Below are 14,194 nucleotides of genomic sequence, written 5' to 3'. Positions count from 1 at the left end.
CATGGATCACGTTCTGGTAAAGGTAAAGAAATTACGTAAGAAACCAGTTTTTAAATTAATATCAGACTACACGCTATTTTCGCGCATCGAAGTCGATCCTGCGGCATGCACCTCCTACAACCCAGACCACAACCTGGATGAAGAGTGTTGGTTTAAAGTCGAGAATTTTTCACAGCAAGCTTACTGCTCAGAGATACTGACAGCCGACATTGATCCCAAAAACTACGACGAACTTCCCAAAGACAAATTTCCGGACATATCTCACATATGCGCACTTCAAGGAAGTGACTTCTATTTCCAGAAGGTTACTCCATCATTATTCCTGCGACGTAAGACTTTTGTATTCGGTGAAGTCGCAGAAGTTGAAGATGATCGGCTAAGGCTCGTGATCAACTCCCAACCGGACGCTGTATATTTCTCCAAACAAGATGTGCTGATTTTTAAAAATTTGGCGACGATTTCAAGTATTTTCCCGGGAATTGATGAACTTTATAAAGAGGCAACACAGGAAGAGGTAAAGCAATTCCTCGACGAACCGTTCATAAGTCTTAGCAATGATTTCGATGCCAACAAAGTATCGAAACCCAATAGAAAAAGAATTGCACTGGCTATGGCTACTCTGGCGGCATTACCAGAGCAAGATAAAGAAGGCATGCTTTCCTACATCGACGGCTATTGCGGAGAAAGCTTGAAGTTTAACAAAGACGAGGGAACGTTTGACATCTCCACAGACAACGAGTTAAAAATGCTGATTTATGGTATAGAACAACGATTTTACACAACCCAATTCGGACAAGAAAAGCGTTTAGCTAACTCTGTCCAAGCGCTTGGATAAATATAGTGGAGAACTGCAGGTTTGTCGACCTGCCATTACCAACCTGCACTGTATTCCCCTTTACATATTAAACCACCTTCAAGGCACCTCATGACTTATTGCGTCGCTTGGAGAACAGAAACCTCTACATTCATCATTACGGACAGCGCAGCAACCAGTCTAAGCCCTTACGCTTATGAGCAAGTCGGCTGCCACACTTCATTTGGCGAGCTGCAGGGAAGTGTGACCAAAAGAAACGAATACGTATCTGAAAGCGCCTTCAAAATCTACACATACGAAAACACAGCCATTTGCTTATCGGGCGATTCAAATTTTGGCCACAATTTTATAGCCATTCTAATTGACCACCTCAGATATGGAGCAACTCATCAAGAAGCGCTGAATCGTGCAATCGCTAACTTCCAGAACATTCGAAGTGAGCCACATATCAAGATTGCCATAGCCTTCCACTTGAGTTACCCAGAGCTGATAACATTTGACAATAGAGCAGAAGCCTCCATTCAAACAGATGTGGAATATGCCTCTTTCGGCTCGCCGCCTGATGACCTAAAAAAGTACACCAAAAGCTTCTGGCAGGGATTCAAAGAAACCTGGATACAGGAGAAGTATCTTGGTGCTGAAGCCGATGAGCGCTTCTTGATGCGAATGCTAGGTTTATTACAGGTTTATGGGATTCATAACCCGACCATTAGTGAACGTATCGGCGGGGCCTACACCGGCATTTATGTCTCTGCGAATGGACTAAACACCCAACCTAATGTTTGTTATTTAGTTTCAGGTGAGTCCGTGGCATTCGAAGTCCAACGCATAGTCTCCATATGCGTAAAAACAGATCACTTCTGTATAATTAGCAATGGCGAACACAACTTACTAATTACAAATACAACATGCTGCCCCAACCAAGACGGGCCCAGGCTATCTGCTTCTTTCGGCGATGCTGTTAATGAATTTGACAACGGACAATTTGGTTACGTAGTGCTTCTCAACACGGCGCGACACTCAGCAAGCATCGTACAGATGAACGATAACATTCATCATCAACTACTAAGCATTGACATTCACGGCAATGATCCGGAGACACTGGGCTTCATCATCAGTGAAGCGTTAGTCAAGATACATAACGACTATCACCAGCCCGTTGAAACACCGAAATATGCGCTCATTACTCTTACCCCTTACATCCCAATTTCCGCAGATAAGCTTAGCCTTGTGGAGGCTCAGTTAGAGAGACTGCGTATCGAAAAAATCCATGGCGAAGCGATGGATACTCTCAAGTTCATAACCTATGAAAACTCTCAACCCAAAGAGTGGTTCTTCGGCACTCCGACAACAATATTACCATTCATAAATCATTATAAGAACTCTGAGCTAATCAGAGTAGTAGACTTATCCTCTGACTGTGTCGTTCTCGAATATTCCTCGGAGAAAATAATTTTTCCCGAGCCCGAACTAGACCTTAATCAAGTCTTCGGGAAAATTACTAAGAAGGTCAGAAATGAGAACCTTTATCTTTTTGAAGTCTTATCAGAGACGAAAACTCCAGATAGCTTCGAGCTGAGTATATTTTCATCTAATTTTGAAGATGCGGAAGAAAAAGCCACACAGCAAGCAAGCCTCAACTTTGATAACTTCAGGCTAATTTTTGTCGGCGTACGCTTCTATCACCCGGCCTACGTATTCTGACTATACTACAAAGGGATTTCTCACTTTAAACGCAATCACTAGGTACTATAAATAACCTGCATGGCGATCATGACGCATGGAAGCCAAGTCATAGAATAAAAATCAATAATAATAAATTTCAAACCCGTAGCTACTTTCCCCTTGCTCGATTGCCATTTTGCGATTTTCGTTCAATCACCTCACCACCATATCAACCCGGCCAACAGATCAACCCAAACTGCACTCCAGAATAATCATACTTAGTATTACTTATTTTTATCAGCCGAACCGCTATTCAATCCAGACCACTTCGATAAAAAAGACGCCTTATGGCGTCTTTTTTGACTTGAATCTAGTCAATAGCAAGCTGAGATCAATGAGCCACTTTCTTAACTAATTGACCCCATAATTCAGGGCATCAATGATTAATTTTTAGATCTAGTGGAGCCAAGCAAGTCCGCCCCCGAGTCTTTCTTCAATAGTTCATAGACCACCGTCAGGAACACGCTCCGTGTCGACTCATCGCTGAGCAGCTTAGTTGCCATGCTGGCGTGACTATTCATCGCTGCCGCAATGGCGGCCACCGCCTTGGCTGGTAGATCGGCCTTCATGGCCTGCTCCAACGTATTATTTTGCACTTGGGCCATCACCACACTGTCAGCGCGCAACCTCTCGGAAACGTGCACGGCGAAAGCCACTTGGTCGGTATCAGTGATGTCTTTGCCGAACGCATTGTTGAGCTTTTCGATCAATTCGGTTAGATACTTCTTCTCACGATCACGGGCATCACGCAGCCCGTTGTCAGTGATGCCATATAGGCCAGGTGTTTCCGCCTGAACAACCACGCCACCGAGGTTGCTGCCCTTTTTGATCTTGAAGTGGCTGAGCTTGAGGTCCCCCAGATCCACCTGCTCGGCAGTAATGCCCTTGAGCCGTTTACGCAGCAGGCGTGCATAGCTGGCAAAGGCCTCCAGGCTGGGGTCGCCGAAGTCGATCAACTGGGCGATGTATTCATAGCTGCGCACGAACTTGGTCAGGCTCTCACTGAAGATCATCAGCGCGTCGCGGGCCTTGCAATACTCCGAACGGCGCACATCGGCGTATTCCATGTCTTTGTCGCTGCCCTCGTCATGGGCTTTCTCCCAGGCTTTTTCCCACTGGTCGATTGCATCGTTTAGCGTCTTCAATTTTCCGTTGAAGCGGTCGGTGGCCGACTGTGTGAGCGAGAACAGCTTCTGATGCGTCACTTTCGGATCAACGATGGCATCACCAAAAGCCTCCACCTCAGCCTGCTCATAGATGAACATGCCATCCAGGCGCTGCTTGATGTCGTAGACGATGTTCGGATCCTGGATGTCCACTACCTGGGCATCACGATAGAAGGTCTTGAACGATGCGAGCATCTCTTCGGCCTTGTTAGCGAAGTCGATGACGAAAGTCTTGTCCTTGCCGGGGAAAGTGCGGTTCAGGCGCGAGAGGGTCTGCACCGCCTCCACACCCGATATTTTTTTGTCCAGATACATGGCAACCAGCTTGGGCTGGTCGAAGCCGGTCTGGTACTTGTTAGCGACGATCATGACCCGGTAGTCCGGAGTGTCGAACACCTTGCGCATATCGCGGCCATGCAGGCCGGGGTTCAGGTTGGTTTCACTGAATTGGTGACCCTTGGGCAGGCTGGCCGCTTCCACATCCGTATTAGGCACCTCACCTGAGAAGGCCACCATCGCCAGCACGTTGTCATAGCCCTTGCGCTTGCAGTAGTCCTCCAACGCCAGGTGGTACTTCACCGCTGCAGCACGCGAGCTGGTCACCACCATGGCCTTGGCCTGGCCGCCGAGCAGGTGCGCGACGTTCTTGCGGAAGTGCTCGACGATCAACTCGACCTTCTGTCCCACATTCACCGGGTTGAGCGACAGCCATTTGGCCAGTTTGCGCCCGGCGCTCTTCTCGTCCACGCGCTTGTCATCAACCATCTCGCTGCCAATTTTGAACGCCACCTCGTAGCTGGTGTAGTTCTTCAGCACATCGAGGATGAAGCCTTCGTCTATCGCCTGCTGCATGGTGTAGAGGTGAAACGGTGTCGGCGGGTTGTCGGTGCTGACGAGCTGCGCCGGATTGCTCGGACGGCCGAACAGGCTCAGCGTCGAATGTTTGGGCGTGGCGGTGAAGGCGAAGTAGCTAGCATTGCCTGGGCGCGAGCGCGAGCTCTGCCACACGGACAACCGCTCCGCCTTGGAGAGTTTTTCCCACTCAGCCTCGCTCTGCCCGGTCAGTACATAACGTAGGTCATCCGCCGTGCTGCCCCCAGTGGAGCTGTGCGCCTCGTCGATAATGATCGCGAAACGGCGATTGCGCAGGCTCTGCTCGCCGAGGATGGCCTTCTGCGCATAGGGGAACGTCTGTAGGGTACAAACGATAATCGGCACACCATCGAGCATGGCCTTGGCCAACTGCTGGCTCTTGGGCAGGCTCGACTGTTGGCGGTCGATAGCGCACACCACGCCGGCCTGATGCTCGATCTGCTGGATGGCATCCTGCAACTGCTGGTCCAGCACCTGGCGGTCGGTCACCACTATCACGCTGTGGAAATACGGCTCACCGTCCGGACGGCGCACACGAATCAGCGAATGCGCGGTCCAGGCGATGGTATTGGTCTTACCCGAGCCGGCGCTGTGTTGGATCAGATACGGTTGCCCTGCCCCTTCTACCCGTACCGCGTCGATCATCCTCGTCACACCTTCCCACTGATGGAAGCGCGGGAAGATCAGGCCTTCCTTGAAGTAGGTTTTGCCGTTGACGTCCTGAGCCTCCTTACGCTCCTGCAGAACGAAACGATGGAAGATGTGCAGCCAGTTGTCCTTCTGCAGCACCCGCTCCCAGAAGTAGCTCACCGGGTAACTACTGTTTCCACCCGGCGGGTTGCCGGCGGCGCCATCATTGCCCCGGTTGAACGGCAGGAAGAAGGTCGAATCTCCGGACAGCTTGGTGGTCATGCGTATGTCGCTATCGCTCATGGCGAAATGCACCACCGCACCACGCTTGAAAGTGAGCAGAGGCTCCAGACCACAGCTCTTGCGCTCAGGTCGGCGGTCCATGCAGTACTGCTGCATGGCGGCTTCAACTGACTGGGTGAAGTCGGTCTTCAACTCCACCGTGGCCACCGGAATACCATTGATGAAGAAGGCCAAATCGATCTCGTCGGCTTTGTCCAACGAGTAACGCAGCTGCGGCACTACGCGCAGACGGTTCGCCGCATAACGATCGACCACCGTGTCGTTGCGCGAGTCTTCGGGCAGCGCCTGGCTCATAGCCAGGGTGCCGCCACCGGCCACGGCAAAGCCGTATCGCAGCACATTCACCGTGCCACCATCGACCTTGTTCTCCAGCTGCTTGACCAGCCGGTCCAGCACCACATCACGCGTGCCAACACCATTGAGGGCAACAATCTTGGCCATAGCCACTGGCTGACTGTCCTCCAGCCAGCCCACCACGTCCTCAGGGATTAGAGCCCGCCCTTGATCATAGTCCGCCGATTTACCCACCAGCCACCCGGCCCCTTCAAGCTGCTCAACGATATAGCGTTCCAGTTCGCATTCGTGGTGGATCTGATTCATCGTTTCGTCCTTCAACTTCGCGGCCATCCTTGGGAACAGCCCATCTAGTAATGTCTATCGTGCGTATCTACAGATACAGCCGGGGCACATCCACTCACCGTCGTCTCAGGCGCCACCAGTCAAGTTCGTAAGTTGGTGGCGCCAACAAGATCAACCGCTGCGACTGCTCGTTCTTATTCACTGAGCAACTCATTTTCCGGCTTCAAACCGATACCACACAGTTGACTGTCCTGCCAGGCGGCATAAGTTTCGCCACTACCTTCGACTAACCAAGAGGTTCGACCACTGGCTGCACGACCATACACAACCGCTGCTGCGGCACTTGGGCTACTGAAGGCATAGTCGTCCTTGAATATTAGGTACTCACTTCCGTCACTGATTATGACACCGTCACTCACCAACTGCTGGTAAAGGTTCCGATAGTTGTGATCCGCCGTTCCTACCCACTGAGCCCGAGCTCGAGACCCTTTCAGTACAAAAAAATCACCATCAACCTCTTGCGCTTGCGCGCGCTCCTTGCTCTTTGGGAGCTGTAATGCAAAACGTGGGGACTGACTAACTGGTTGCTCGACTGGTGCGGTAACAAGCTTGGAGGGTTTGATCAGCTCGCGCAGGAATTCGAAGCCCAGTACAGGAAGCACGATACGGATCTGTTCGAGGAAAAACGCCATGTCAGCACGATCCGACTCAGGCAAGTTGGTGTAGCTATGCGCTGTGCCATTTCCTACTACACAACGACCAGCTTGACTGGCGATCTGGATAAGTTGGCTCTCCAAGTATTTAGCATGAGCCTTGGTCAGGTTCTGGTCCTTGCTGGTAATTAGACACACACGCTCCCAGAAATCCTTGCCACCCTGCTCTTGCGGGCGGTTATGTTGTTTCAGACGCAGGGCCACATCATCAGATTCGCCTATGTACACGCGGGTACGGAGGCTATCGTCTGGATCGGGGCCGACAAGAAAGTACACGCCAGTACGCGCGCATTCAGGACGTTGCACCAGTTCAGCCAACTTGGAACGCGGGCCGGTAAGCACATGGCCAGTCCAGTTCATGATCTCGGCGGTCAGCAGGCCATTGGGCGTGCCGTCCACCAGAAACAGCCGCAGACCACGACCCTGGCTCATTCCGCCCCCCTCAAATCGAGCTGGCCGGTGACCGCAGCTGTGATCAGAGCGGCGCGGCGTTCTTTTAGGAGTTCGATGCTCCGTTCAGTTTTGGCTCTCAAGTTGTCTAACCTTGCGGTGGCCTGCTCCACCCAAGCAACAATCTCAATCTGCTCGTTGAGCGGAGGCCTGGGAAGATGGACGCTATTCAGTGACTCACGATTAATCTTCGGCATAGCCACGCGATCAGCCTCCAACACAGCGAACGCAGAAAATGGTTCGGAGAGAAGGAACCAGAAAAGAAACTGGTTACTCATTCCAGAATGCCCCCGCATCGGGTACATATCAGCGCTGCACAGGCTCACATCCGGAGCGATGCAAACCTTTCTCAGTGCCGGACGGATTTTACTGTAAACAACGTCACCCTTATTACACAGATACTTCCCGCTCTCAGCGTTCTGCTCTTCAGCCGTCTCGGTGTAAAGAAGCTGCCCCGAGCCAGACTCGATGTGGTTGGGTGCAAGCAATACCATTTCCCGATAAGGCGACTCTTCCGGATCAACTTGTCCTTCAGCGATGCGAACGCACCGCTGGAAGCTGAGCACATCCCAATGCTCCGGCACCTCCCCCAGCCATTCCACGCCAGAGCATTTCATCTTCACATCGGACGCGAGGCCCTTGGTGACGGCATGGGTGATCAGCGCCTGACGCTTTTCGCGTAGCAATTCGATAAAACAAGTTTTTTTCTCGATCAGCGCGTCGATGCGGGCGGTTTCGCGGTCGAGGTGGGCAGCGATCAATTGCTGCTCATCTTTTGCAGGTACACCCAAGACGAAGTCTTTAAATTGGTCTTGAGACAGATTCTGCATGCTTGAGCTAGTACCTGTACAAACCATCTTTACCTGGGCGCGATAGGATCCTGCCTGCGTCCAGTAATACGCAAACGCAGGCATGACTCCATAGAATCGGACTTGCCAAAGTCTATCCGGAAGGAAGATCCCATCTAACGCTTGACGAACCAGACCGGCCGCCCCCACAAGATCTGGCGTGTTCATTCGACTAACTATAAGAGAGCCAATCACCAAAGGACATGTGGCACGCCCATACTCCTCAGGAACAATAGCTTTGTTTTCCGCAGGATCGAACTTCCCACTGTACACGCAGCTTGTTTTTAGAACGCCAAGTTCGCCCGCTCCGGCCGGAGTATCTGTTGCGTTAACGCTTGTCCCGGACTCGATACCTGAAATCAAGTATTTGAGAGGAGAGACATCCCAATGGGCTGGCACCCGTCCCAACCATTCCACCCCGGAGTCCTTATACGCCGCGTAGGGCCTGTAATAGTTCACGCCGTTACCTCGCCCAGCAGCGCGGCAATCTCGGCCTCTACGGCCTTGAGGTCGGCATCAATCTCGGCCAGCGGGCGCGGCTGCTGGTATGTGTAGAAGTAGCGGTTGAAGTTGATCTCGTAGCCGACGACACCGACCTGGCCATCCTTCGCATCCTTCTTGCTGGTATCGATCCAGGCATCAGGCACATGGGGCAGCACTTCGCGAGCGAAATAGTCATCGATGCTCTGGCTGAGTGGTACGTTTTCGAATTCGCGTAGGTCGGAGTCGGCCTGCAGGTTGCCCTTGTCGTCCAGCACCGGCTGAGCATTGGCGTCGCGCTCACCAAAGCTGGCTAGTGCGGTTTTCAGCGCGCCCTTGCCGAGCTTCTTGATACCGGCGGCCTGGAGAAAAGCCGCCAGGCTGTCGAATTCGCCCTGTACGCCTGCAAAGGCCTCAGTCTGATCGGCGCCCTTGGTGTTTTGGTAGGCAGCGAGCTTGTCCGGGGTCACCGAGAAGCGCAGGCGCAGCGGGCGCTCGACAGTGATGCGGCGGTAACCAAAGTCCGTGGTGGCGAAGGTCTTGGAGTTCGCCCCTTCCTCTAAGGCCTCGTGCAGCTTAGCTATCTCGGCAATTTGCTCGTCTGACAGGAATTTACGCTTGCTGCCCAGGCTCTTGCGCATTGGCGCATGCATGGCGCTGGCGTCGATCAGCTGCACCCGGCACTTGCGCAGCGCGTCTTTGTGGTTGGACAGCACCCAGATGTAAGTGCCGATGCCGGTGTTGTAGAACAGGTCGTTTGGCAGGGCGATGATTGCCTCCAGCCAGTCGTTCTCCAGAATCCAGCGGCGAATCTCCGACTCGCCCGAACCAGCACCACCGTTGAACAGCGGCGAGCCGGACAGCACGATGCCGATGCGGCTGCCGCCCAGTTCGATAGGTTTCCGCTTGGACAGCAGGTGCATGAGGAATAGCAGCGAACCATCGCCCACGCGCGGCAGGCCGGCGCCGAAGCGGCCGGCGTAGCCTTGCTGGCTGTGTTCGGCCTGCACCTTCTTCTGGACGTTCTCCCACTTCACACCGAACGGCGGGTTAGCCAGGCAGTAGTCGAACTGCTCATGGGGTAGGTGATCGTCGGACAGGGTGTTGCCGAGCTTAATGTTACGGGTGTCGTAGCCCTGGATCAGCTTGTCCGCCACGGAGATGGAGTAGGTTTCCGGGTTCAGCTCCTGGGCGTAGGGCACGAGGCGGGCATTGGGGTTCCACTCGTAGACCTGCTCGATGGCCGAAGACAGAAAACCGCCCGTGCCGGCTGCGCAGTCGTACACAGTGCGCACTACACCATCGCCGTTAAGTGCCTGATGATCCGGCGCAAACACTAGGGTGGTGGCCAGGCGCACCACATCGCGCGGGGTAAAATACTGCCCGGCATCGTCGTTGGATGACTCTGCAAACTTGCGGATCAGGTGCTCGAAGACGAGCCCCATTTCGTGGTTGCTGATCTTGTCCGGGTGCAGATCGACTGCTGCAAACTTCTGCGTAACCAGGTACAGCAGGTTGGCCTTCTCCAGCTTCTCCAACCAACGGTCAAAGGCGAAGTGCTCGAACACCTGGCGGGCGTTGCCGGAGAACTTGGCGATGTAGTCTTCCAGGTTCGCGCGGGTGCTGGTGGAGCCCACGCTGTCCAGGGAAAACTGAGAGACGTTATAGAAGGTTGCGCCGGCCGTGGCCGGCAAGATCAGGTCCATGTCCACGCCACTGGCCTTCATCGCCTCATACTGGCTGTGTACCTTGCCGCGGGTGGGTTCCAGCACACATTCCAGACGACGCAGCACGGTGAATGGCAGGATGATGCGGCCGTACTCGGAGGGCTTGAAGGCTCCCAGAAGCAGATCTGCGATATTCCAGATGAAGGGGGCCAGGGTCTGCTGGTTCACGCGCACGTTCCTTACACAGAAGCAGGGAGGGCGTGCTCGCCGCATCCCTGTGAGGTATATGTGATGAATGCCACACCTTAACCGGTTGGATAGCTTCGAGCCAGTATCGGCAAACGGCTAAGGTGCTGATTTCATTCATTTCAACCAGGAAATGCTCACGATAGGTTTGCTCGCGCTTACAGGCGTACTCCATATCGGAAAAGCTCATCCCACTCAGCGGGGGGCGCCTATTGAAGGTTGATAGGAAGCAAAAGGAGCGCAACAGTGGGGATGCAGCTCAGCACCTACCGTCCTCTCTGCATCGTCAATCCGATACTTGCGTTATTCCAAATGGCATTCCAGATGAATCTTCAAAAAGAAAATAACCATTTAAATCATATTATTGGGAACACGATTCAAATTACCCCGACTCACCGGACTGTCCTACAGATCTATAATATCTCCCACACAAAAAAGCCCAGTCGTTACCGACTGGGCTTTTTCGTTTTCAATAATGGTCGGGACGGAGTGATTCGAACACTCGACCCCTTGCACCCCATGCAAGTGCGCTACCGGGCTGCGCTACGCCCCGACTGGGCTTTGAAGCATGTTCTCAATCCTGCCGAGAACGTTGAAGAATGTACCCTAACCATCTGATAAGTGAAAGCTTTTTCTCAAAAAATTTTCCACTCATCAGAAAATCCCAGGGCTCACTTCTTCAAAACCACCAGCACATCCTCCAACTCAACAATCATCTGCCGAATCAGCTGCTTGTACTGGCTGGATTCATCCTTGGCCTCATCACTGGAGAGCCGCAACCGCGCCCCGCCAATGGTGAACCCCTGCTCATACAGCAAGGCCCGAATCTGGCGAATCATCAGCACGTCCTGCCGCTGATAATACCGCCGGTTCCCCCGCCGCTTCACAGGGTTCAGCTGGTCGAACTCCTGCTCCCAATACCGCAGCACGTGCGGCTTTACCGCGCAAAGCTCGCTTACTTCACCGATGGTGAAGTAGCGTTTGCCCGGTATGGGGGGCAGTTCGTCGTTATGGCTTGCTTCCAGCATAGGCCTCAACCCGGGCCTTCAACTTCTGCCCTGGACGAAAGGTGACGACGCGCCGTGCAGTGATCGGGATCTCTTCCCCGGTTTTGGGGTTGCGGCCCGGCCGCTGGCGTTTGTCGCGAAGGTCGAAGTTGCCGAAACCGGACAGCTTGACCTGCTCGTTCTCTTCAAGTGCGTGCCGAATTTCTTCGAAAAACAGCTCGACCAGCTCCTTGGCCTCACGCTTGTTAAGCCCCAGCTCCTCGTACAGCCTTTCGGCCATCTCAGCTTTCGTCAGAGCACCCATGCCGTTATTTCCTTAACGTGGTGTTCAACCTTTGTTCGAGCGAGGTGAGGATGTTTTGCAGGGTAGTGTTCACCTCATCGTCGTTAAGAGTGCGCGATGGATGCTGCCAGGTCAAGCCGACGGCAAGGCTTTTTCTATCAGGATCAATGCCTTTACCTTGGTAGACATCAAACAGCCTGAGGTCTGTGAGCCATTCGCCTGCATTGTCACGAATTAATTCAAGCACCGCGCTGGAAGCGACATCACGGCCGGCGATCAAGGCCAGGTCGCGTCGGGTTTCCGGGAACTTGGACAGTTCGCTGAACTTCGGCAGGCGGCCTTCGACCACTTCGCCCAGCACCAGCTCGAACAGGAACACTGGGCGGTCCAGGTCCAGGGCTTTGGCCAGCTCTGGGTGGATGGCGCCGAGGTAGCCGACCAGTTTGCCGTCGCGCTCGATGGCGGCGGTCTGGCCTGGGTGCAGGGCTGGGTGCTTGCCGGCGCTGAAGGTGAAGTCGGCCAGGGCACCGGAGTAGCCCAGCAGGGCTTCGACGTCGGCCTTGACGTCGAAGAAGTCGACGCTGTCGCGGCCGTTGGCCCAGCCTTCTGGCAGGCGGCTGCCGGTGATAACGCCGGCGATCATTGGCTGCTGCTGCAGGTCACCCAGCTGGCCGACGAAGCGCAGGCCGCTTTCGAACAGGCGCACGCGGTCTTGCTGGCGGTTCAGGTTGTGCTGCAGTGCCTTGACCAGGCCTGGCCACAGGGACGCGCGCATGGCGGCCATGTCGCTGGAGATGGGGTTGGCCAGCAGCAGCGGCTCTACGCCTGGGCTGAACAGCTCGAACAGTTTCGGGTCGACGAAGCTGTAGGTGATGGCTTCCTGATAACCGCGGGCAACCAGCAGGCGGCGCAGGGTTGGCAGGTCACCGCGGGTTTCCGGCTTGCCTTGCGGGGCCAGGCGGGCTTGCGGGTAGCGAACCGGCAGGTTGTTGTAGCCGTACAGGCGGGCCAGCTCTTCGATCAGGTCTACTTCCAGGCTGATGTCGAAGCGATGGCTTGGCACGCTGACGGTCCACTGCCCTACCCCTTCACGGGTGGTGGTCAGTTCCAGGGCGTTGAGCAGTTGCTCGACCTGGGCTGGGTCCATTTGCATGCCGAGCATCTGGGTGATGCGCTCGTCGCGCAGGGTCACCGGGGCCACTTGCGGCAGGTGCTGCTGGCTGACGGCTTCGACGATCGGGCCGGCTTCGCCGCCAACGATGTCCAGCAGCAGCGCGGTGGCGCGCTCCATGGCTTCGCGGGCCAGCTGCGAATCGACGCCGCGCTCGTAGCGGTGCGAGGCATCGGTGTGCAGGCCGTAGGAACGGGCTTTACCAGCGACGGAAATCGGCTCGAAGAAGGCGCTTTCGAGGAACAGGTCGCGGGTTTTTTCGGTGTTCACACCGCTGTGCTCGCCACCCATGACGCCGGCGATGGCCAGGGCGCGGGTGTGGTCGGCGATTACCAGGGTGTCGGCGCGCAGGGCCACTTCCTGGCCGTCGAGCAGGACGAGTTTTTCGCCCTCTTCGGCCATGCGTACGCGGATGCCGCCGTTGATTTCTGCCAGGTCGAAGGCGTGCATCGGCTGGCCGAGTTCGAGCATCACGTAGTTGGTGATGTCGACGGCGGCGTCGATGCTGCGCACGTCGCTGCGGCGCAGGCGCTCGACCATCCACAGCGGGGTCGGCTTGCTCAGGTCGACGTTACGAATAACGCGGCCCAGGTAGCGTGGGCAGGCAGCCGGGGCGCTGACTTCGACCGGGCGCACTTCGTCGTGGGCCGGCGCGACGGCAGGTACCACCGGGCGAGTGACCGGGGTGTCGTACAGGGCGCTGACGTCGCGGGCCAGGCCAGCGATGGACAGGCAGTCACCGCGGTTCGGCGTAAGGCCGATTTCGATGCTGGCGTCGTCCAGGCTCAGGTAGGTGCGAATGTTTTCACCCACCGGGGCGTCGGCAGCCAGTTCCAGCAGGCCGTCGTTTTCTTCGCTGATTTCCAGCTCTGCAGCCGAGCACAGCATGCCGAACGACTCGACGCCGCGCAGCTTGGCCTTCTTGATCTTGAAGTCGCCAGACAGCTCGGCGCCGATCATGGCGAATGGCACCTTGATGCCTGGGCGGGCGTTAGGCGCGCCGCACACGACCTGGAAGGTTTCCTGGCCGTTGGTCACCTGGCACACGCGCAGCTTGTCGGCGTCCGGGTGTTGTTCGGTGGCGAGGATTTCGCCCACGACAATGCCGCTGAACTGGCCGGCAGCGGGGGTAACGCTGTCGACTTCGAGGCCGGCCATGGACAGGCGGGCGACCAGTTCGTCACGGGAGACTTGCGGGTTTACCCAACCGCGCAGCCACTGTTCACTGAATTTCATGCT

Annotated in this window: 9 protein-coding genes and 1 tRNA gene; 2 read left to right on the top strand and 8 right to left on the bottom strand. The window is 55.2% G+C overall.

The features are described from left to right. Nucleotide 1 precedes the first annotated feature (1 nt). Nucleotides 2-835: an ATP F0F1 synthase synthase gene (locus AC5O5I_RS10245; protein ID WP_494512515.1), complete on the top strand. Its 834-nt coding sequence runs from the start codon at nucleotides 2-4 to the stop codon at nucleotides 833-835. Nucleotides 836-925: 90 nt separating this feature from the next. Beyond that, nucleotides 926-2,518 (top strand): hypothetical protein, encoded by a 1,593-nt coding sequence (locus AC5O5I_RS10240; RefSeq protein WP_494512514.1) that lies wholly within the window; start codon nucleotides 926-928, stop codon nucleotides 2,516-2,518. Between the two features lie 404 nt (nucleotides 2,519-2,922). On the opposite strand, the gene AC5O5I_RS10235 is transcribed toward AC5O5I_RS10240, so the two are convergent. From AC5O5I_RS10235 to pheT, 8 genes are all read right to left on the bottom strand, one after another. After that, nucleotides 2,923-6,111, bottom strand: coding sequence for a type I restriction endonuclease subunit R (locus AC5O5I_RS10235; RefSeq protein ID WP_494512513.1), 3,189 nt, complete (start codon nucleotides 6,109-6,111; stop codon nucleotides 2,923-2,925). 173 nt (nucleotides 6,112-6,284) lie between these two features. Beyond that, on the bottom strand, nucleotides 6,285-7,235 hold the full coding sequence (locus AC5O5I_RS10230; RefSeq protein WP_494512512.1) for a GIY-YIG nuclease family protein: 951 nt from the start codon (nucleotides 7,233-7,235) through the stop codon (nucleotides 6,285-6,287). Next, nucleotides 7,232-8,518 (bottom strand): restriction endonuclease subunit S, encoded by a 1,287-nt coding sequence (locus tag AC5O5I_RS10225; protein WP_494512511.1) that lies wholly within the window; start codon nucleotides 8,516-8,518, stop codon nucleotides 7,232-7,234. The genes AC5O5I_RS10230 and AC5O5I_RS10225 overlap by 4 nt, the downstream gene beginning before the upstream one ends. 38 nt (nucleotides 8,519-8,556) lie before the next feature. Beyond that, on the bottom strand, nucleotides 8,557-10,476 hold the full coding sequence (locus AC5O5I_RS10220) for a type I restriction-modification system subunit M (RefSeq protein ID WP_494512510.1): 1,920 nt from the start codon (nucleotides 10,474-10,476) through the stop codon (nucleotides 8,557-8,559). Nucleotides 10,477-10,970: 494 nt separating this feature from the next. Beyond that, nucleotides 10,971-11,047: transfer RNA gene (locus AC5O5I_RS10215), tRNA-Pro, on the bottom strand. A gap of 118 nt (nucleotides 11,048-11,165) precedes the next feature. Then, nucleotides 11,166-11,522 carry a MerR family transcriptional regulator gene (locus AC5O5I_RS10210; protein WP_172229993.1) on the bottom strand — a complete coding sequence of 119 codons (357 nt, stop codon included), beginning with the start codon at nucleotides 11,520-11,522 and terminating at the stop codon, nucleotides 11,166-11,168. After that, nucleotides 11,503-11,805 carry an integration host factor subunit alpha gene (gene ihfA / locus AC5O5I_RS10205; protein ID WP_054887105.1) on the bottom strand — a complete coding sequence of 101 codons (303 nt, stop codon included), beginning with the start codon at nucleotides 11,803-11,805 and terminating at the stop codon, nucleotides 11,503-11,505. The genes AC5O5I_RS10210 and ihfA overlap by 20 nt, the downstream gene beginning before the upstream one ends. 4 nt (nucleotides 11,806-11,809) lie before the next feature. Then, nucleotides 11,810-14,191 carry a phenylalanine--tRNA ligase subunit beta gene (gene pheT, locus AC5O5I_RS10200; RefSeq protein WP_494512509.1) on the bottom strand — a complete coding sequence of 794 codons (2,382 nt, stop codon included), beginning with the start codon at nucleotides 14,189-14,191 and terminating at the stop codon, nucleotides 11,810-11,812. Nucleotides 14,192-14,194: the final 3 nt, after the last annotated feature.

Source organism: Pseudomonas sp. 9_2_1 (assembly GCF_059295275.1).
This window is presented reverse-complemented; position numbering and strand designations above follow the sequence as displayed.

What these genes read in the sequence shown, in the direction of transcription:
- AC5O5I_RS10245 (WP_494512515.1), top strand. Translation starts at nt 2, where the DNA reads ATGGATCACGTTCTGGTAAAGGTAAAGAAATTACGTAAGAAACCAGTT.
- AC5O5I_RS10240 (WP_494512514.1), top strand. Translation starts at nt 926, where the DNA reads ATGACTTATTGCGTCGCTTGGAGAACAGAAACCTCTACATTCATCATT.
- AC5O5I_RS10235 (WP_494512513.1), bottom strand. Translation starts at nt 6,111, where the DNA reads ATGAATCAGATCCACCACGAATGCGAACTGGAACGCTATATCGTTGAG.
- AC5O5I_RS10230 (WP_494512512.1), bottom strand. Translation starts at nt 7,235, where the DNA reads ATGAGCCAGGGTCGTGGTCTGCGGCTGTTTCTGGTGGACGGCACGCCC.
- AC5O5I_RS10210 (WP_172229993.1), bottom strand. Translation starts at nt 11,522, where the DNA reads ATGCTGGAAGCAAGCCATAACGACGAACTGCCCCCCATACCGGGCAAA.
- ihfA (WP_054887105.1), bottom strand. Translation starts at nt 11,805, where the DNA reads ATGGGTGCTCTGACGAAAGCTGAGATGGCCGAAAGGCTGTACGAGGAG.
- pheT (WP_494512509.1), bottom strand. Translation starts at nt 14,191, where the DNA reads ATGAAATTCAGTGAACAGTGGCTGCGCGGTTGGGTAAACCCGCAAGTC.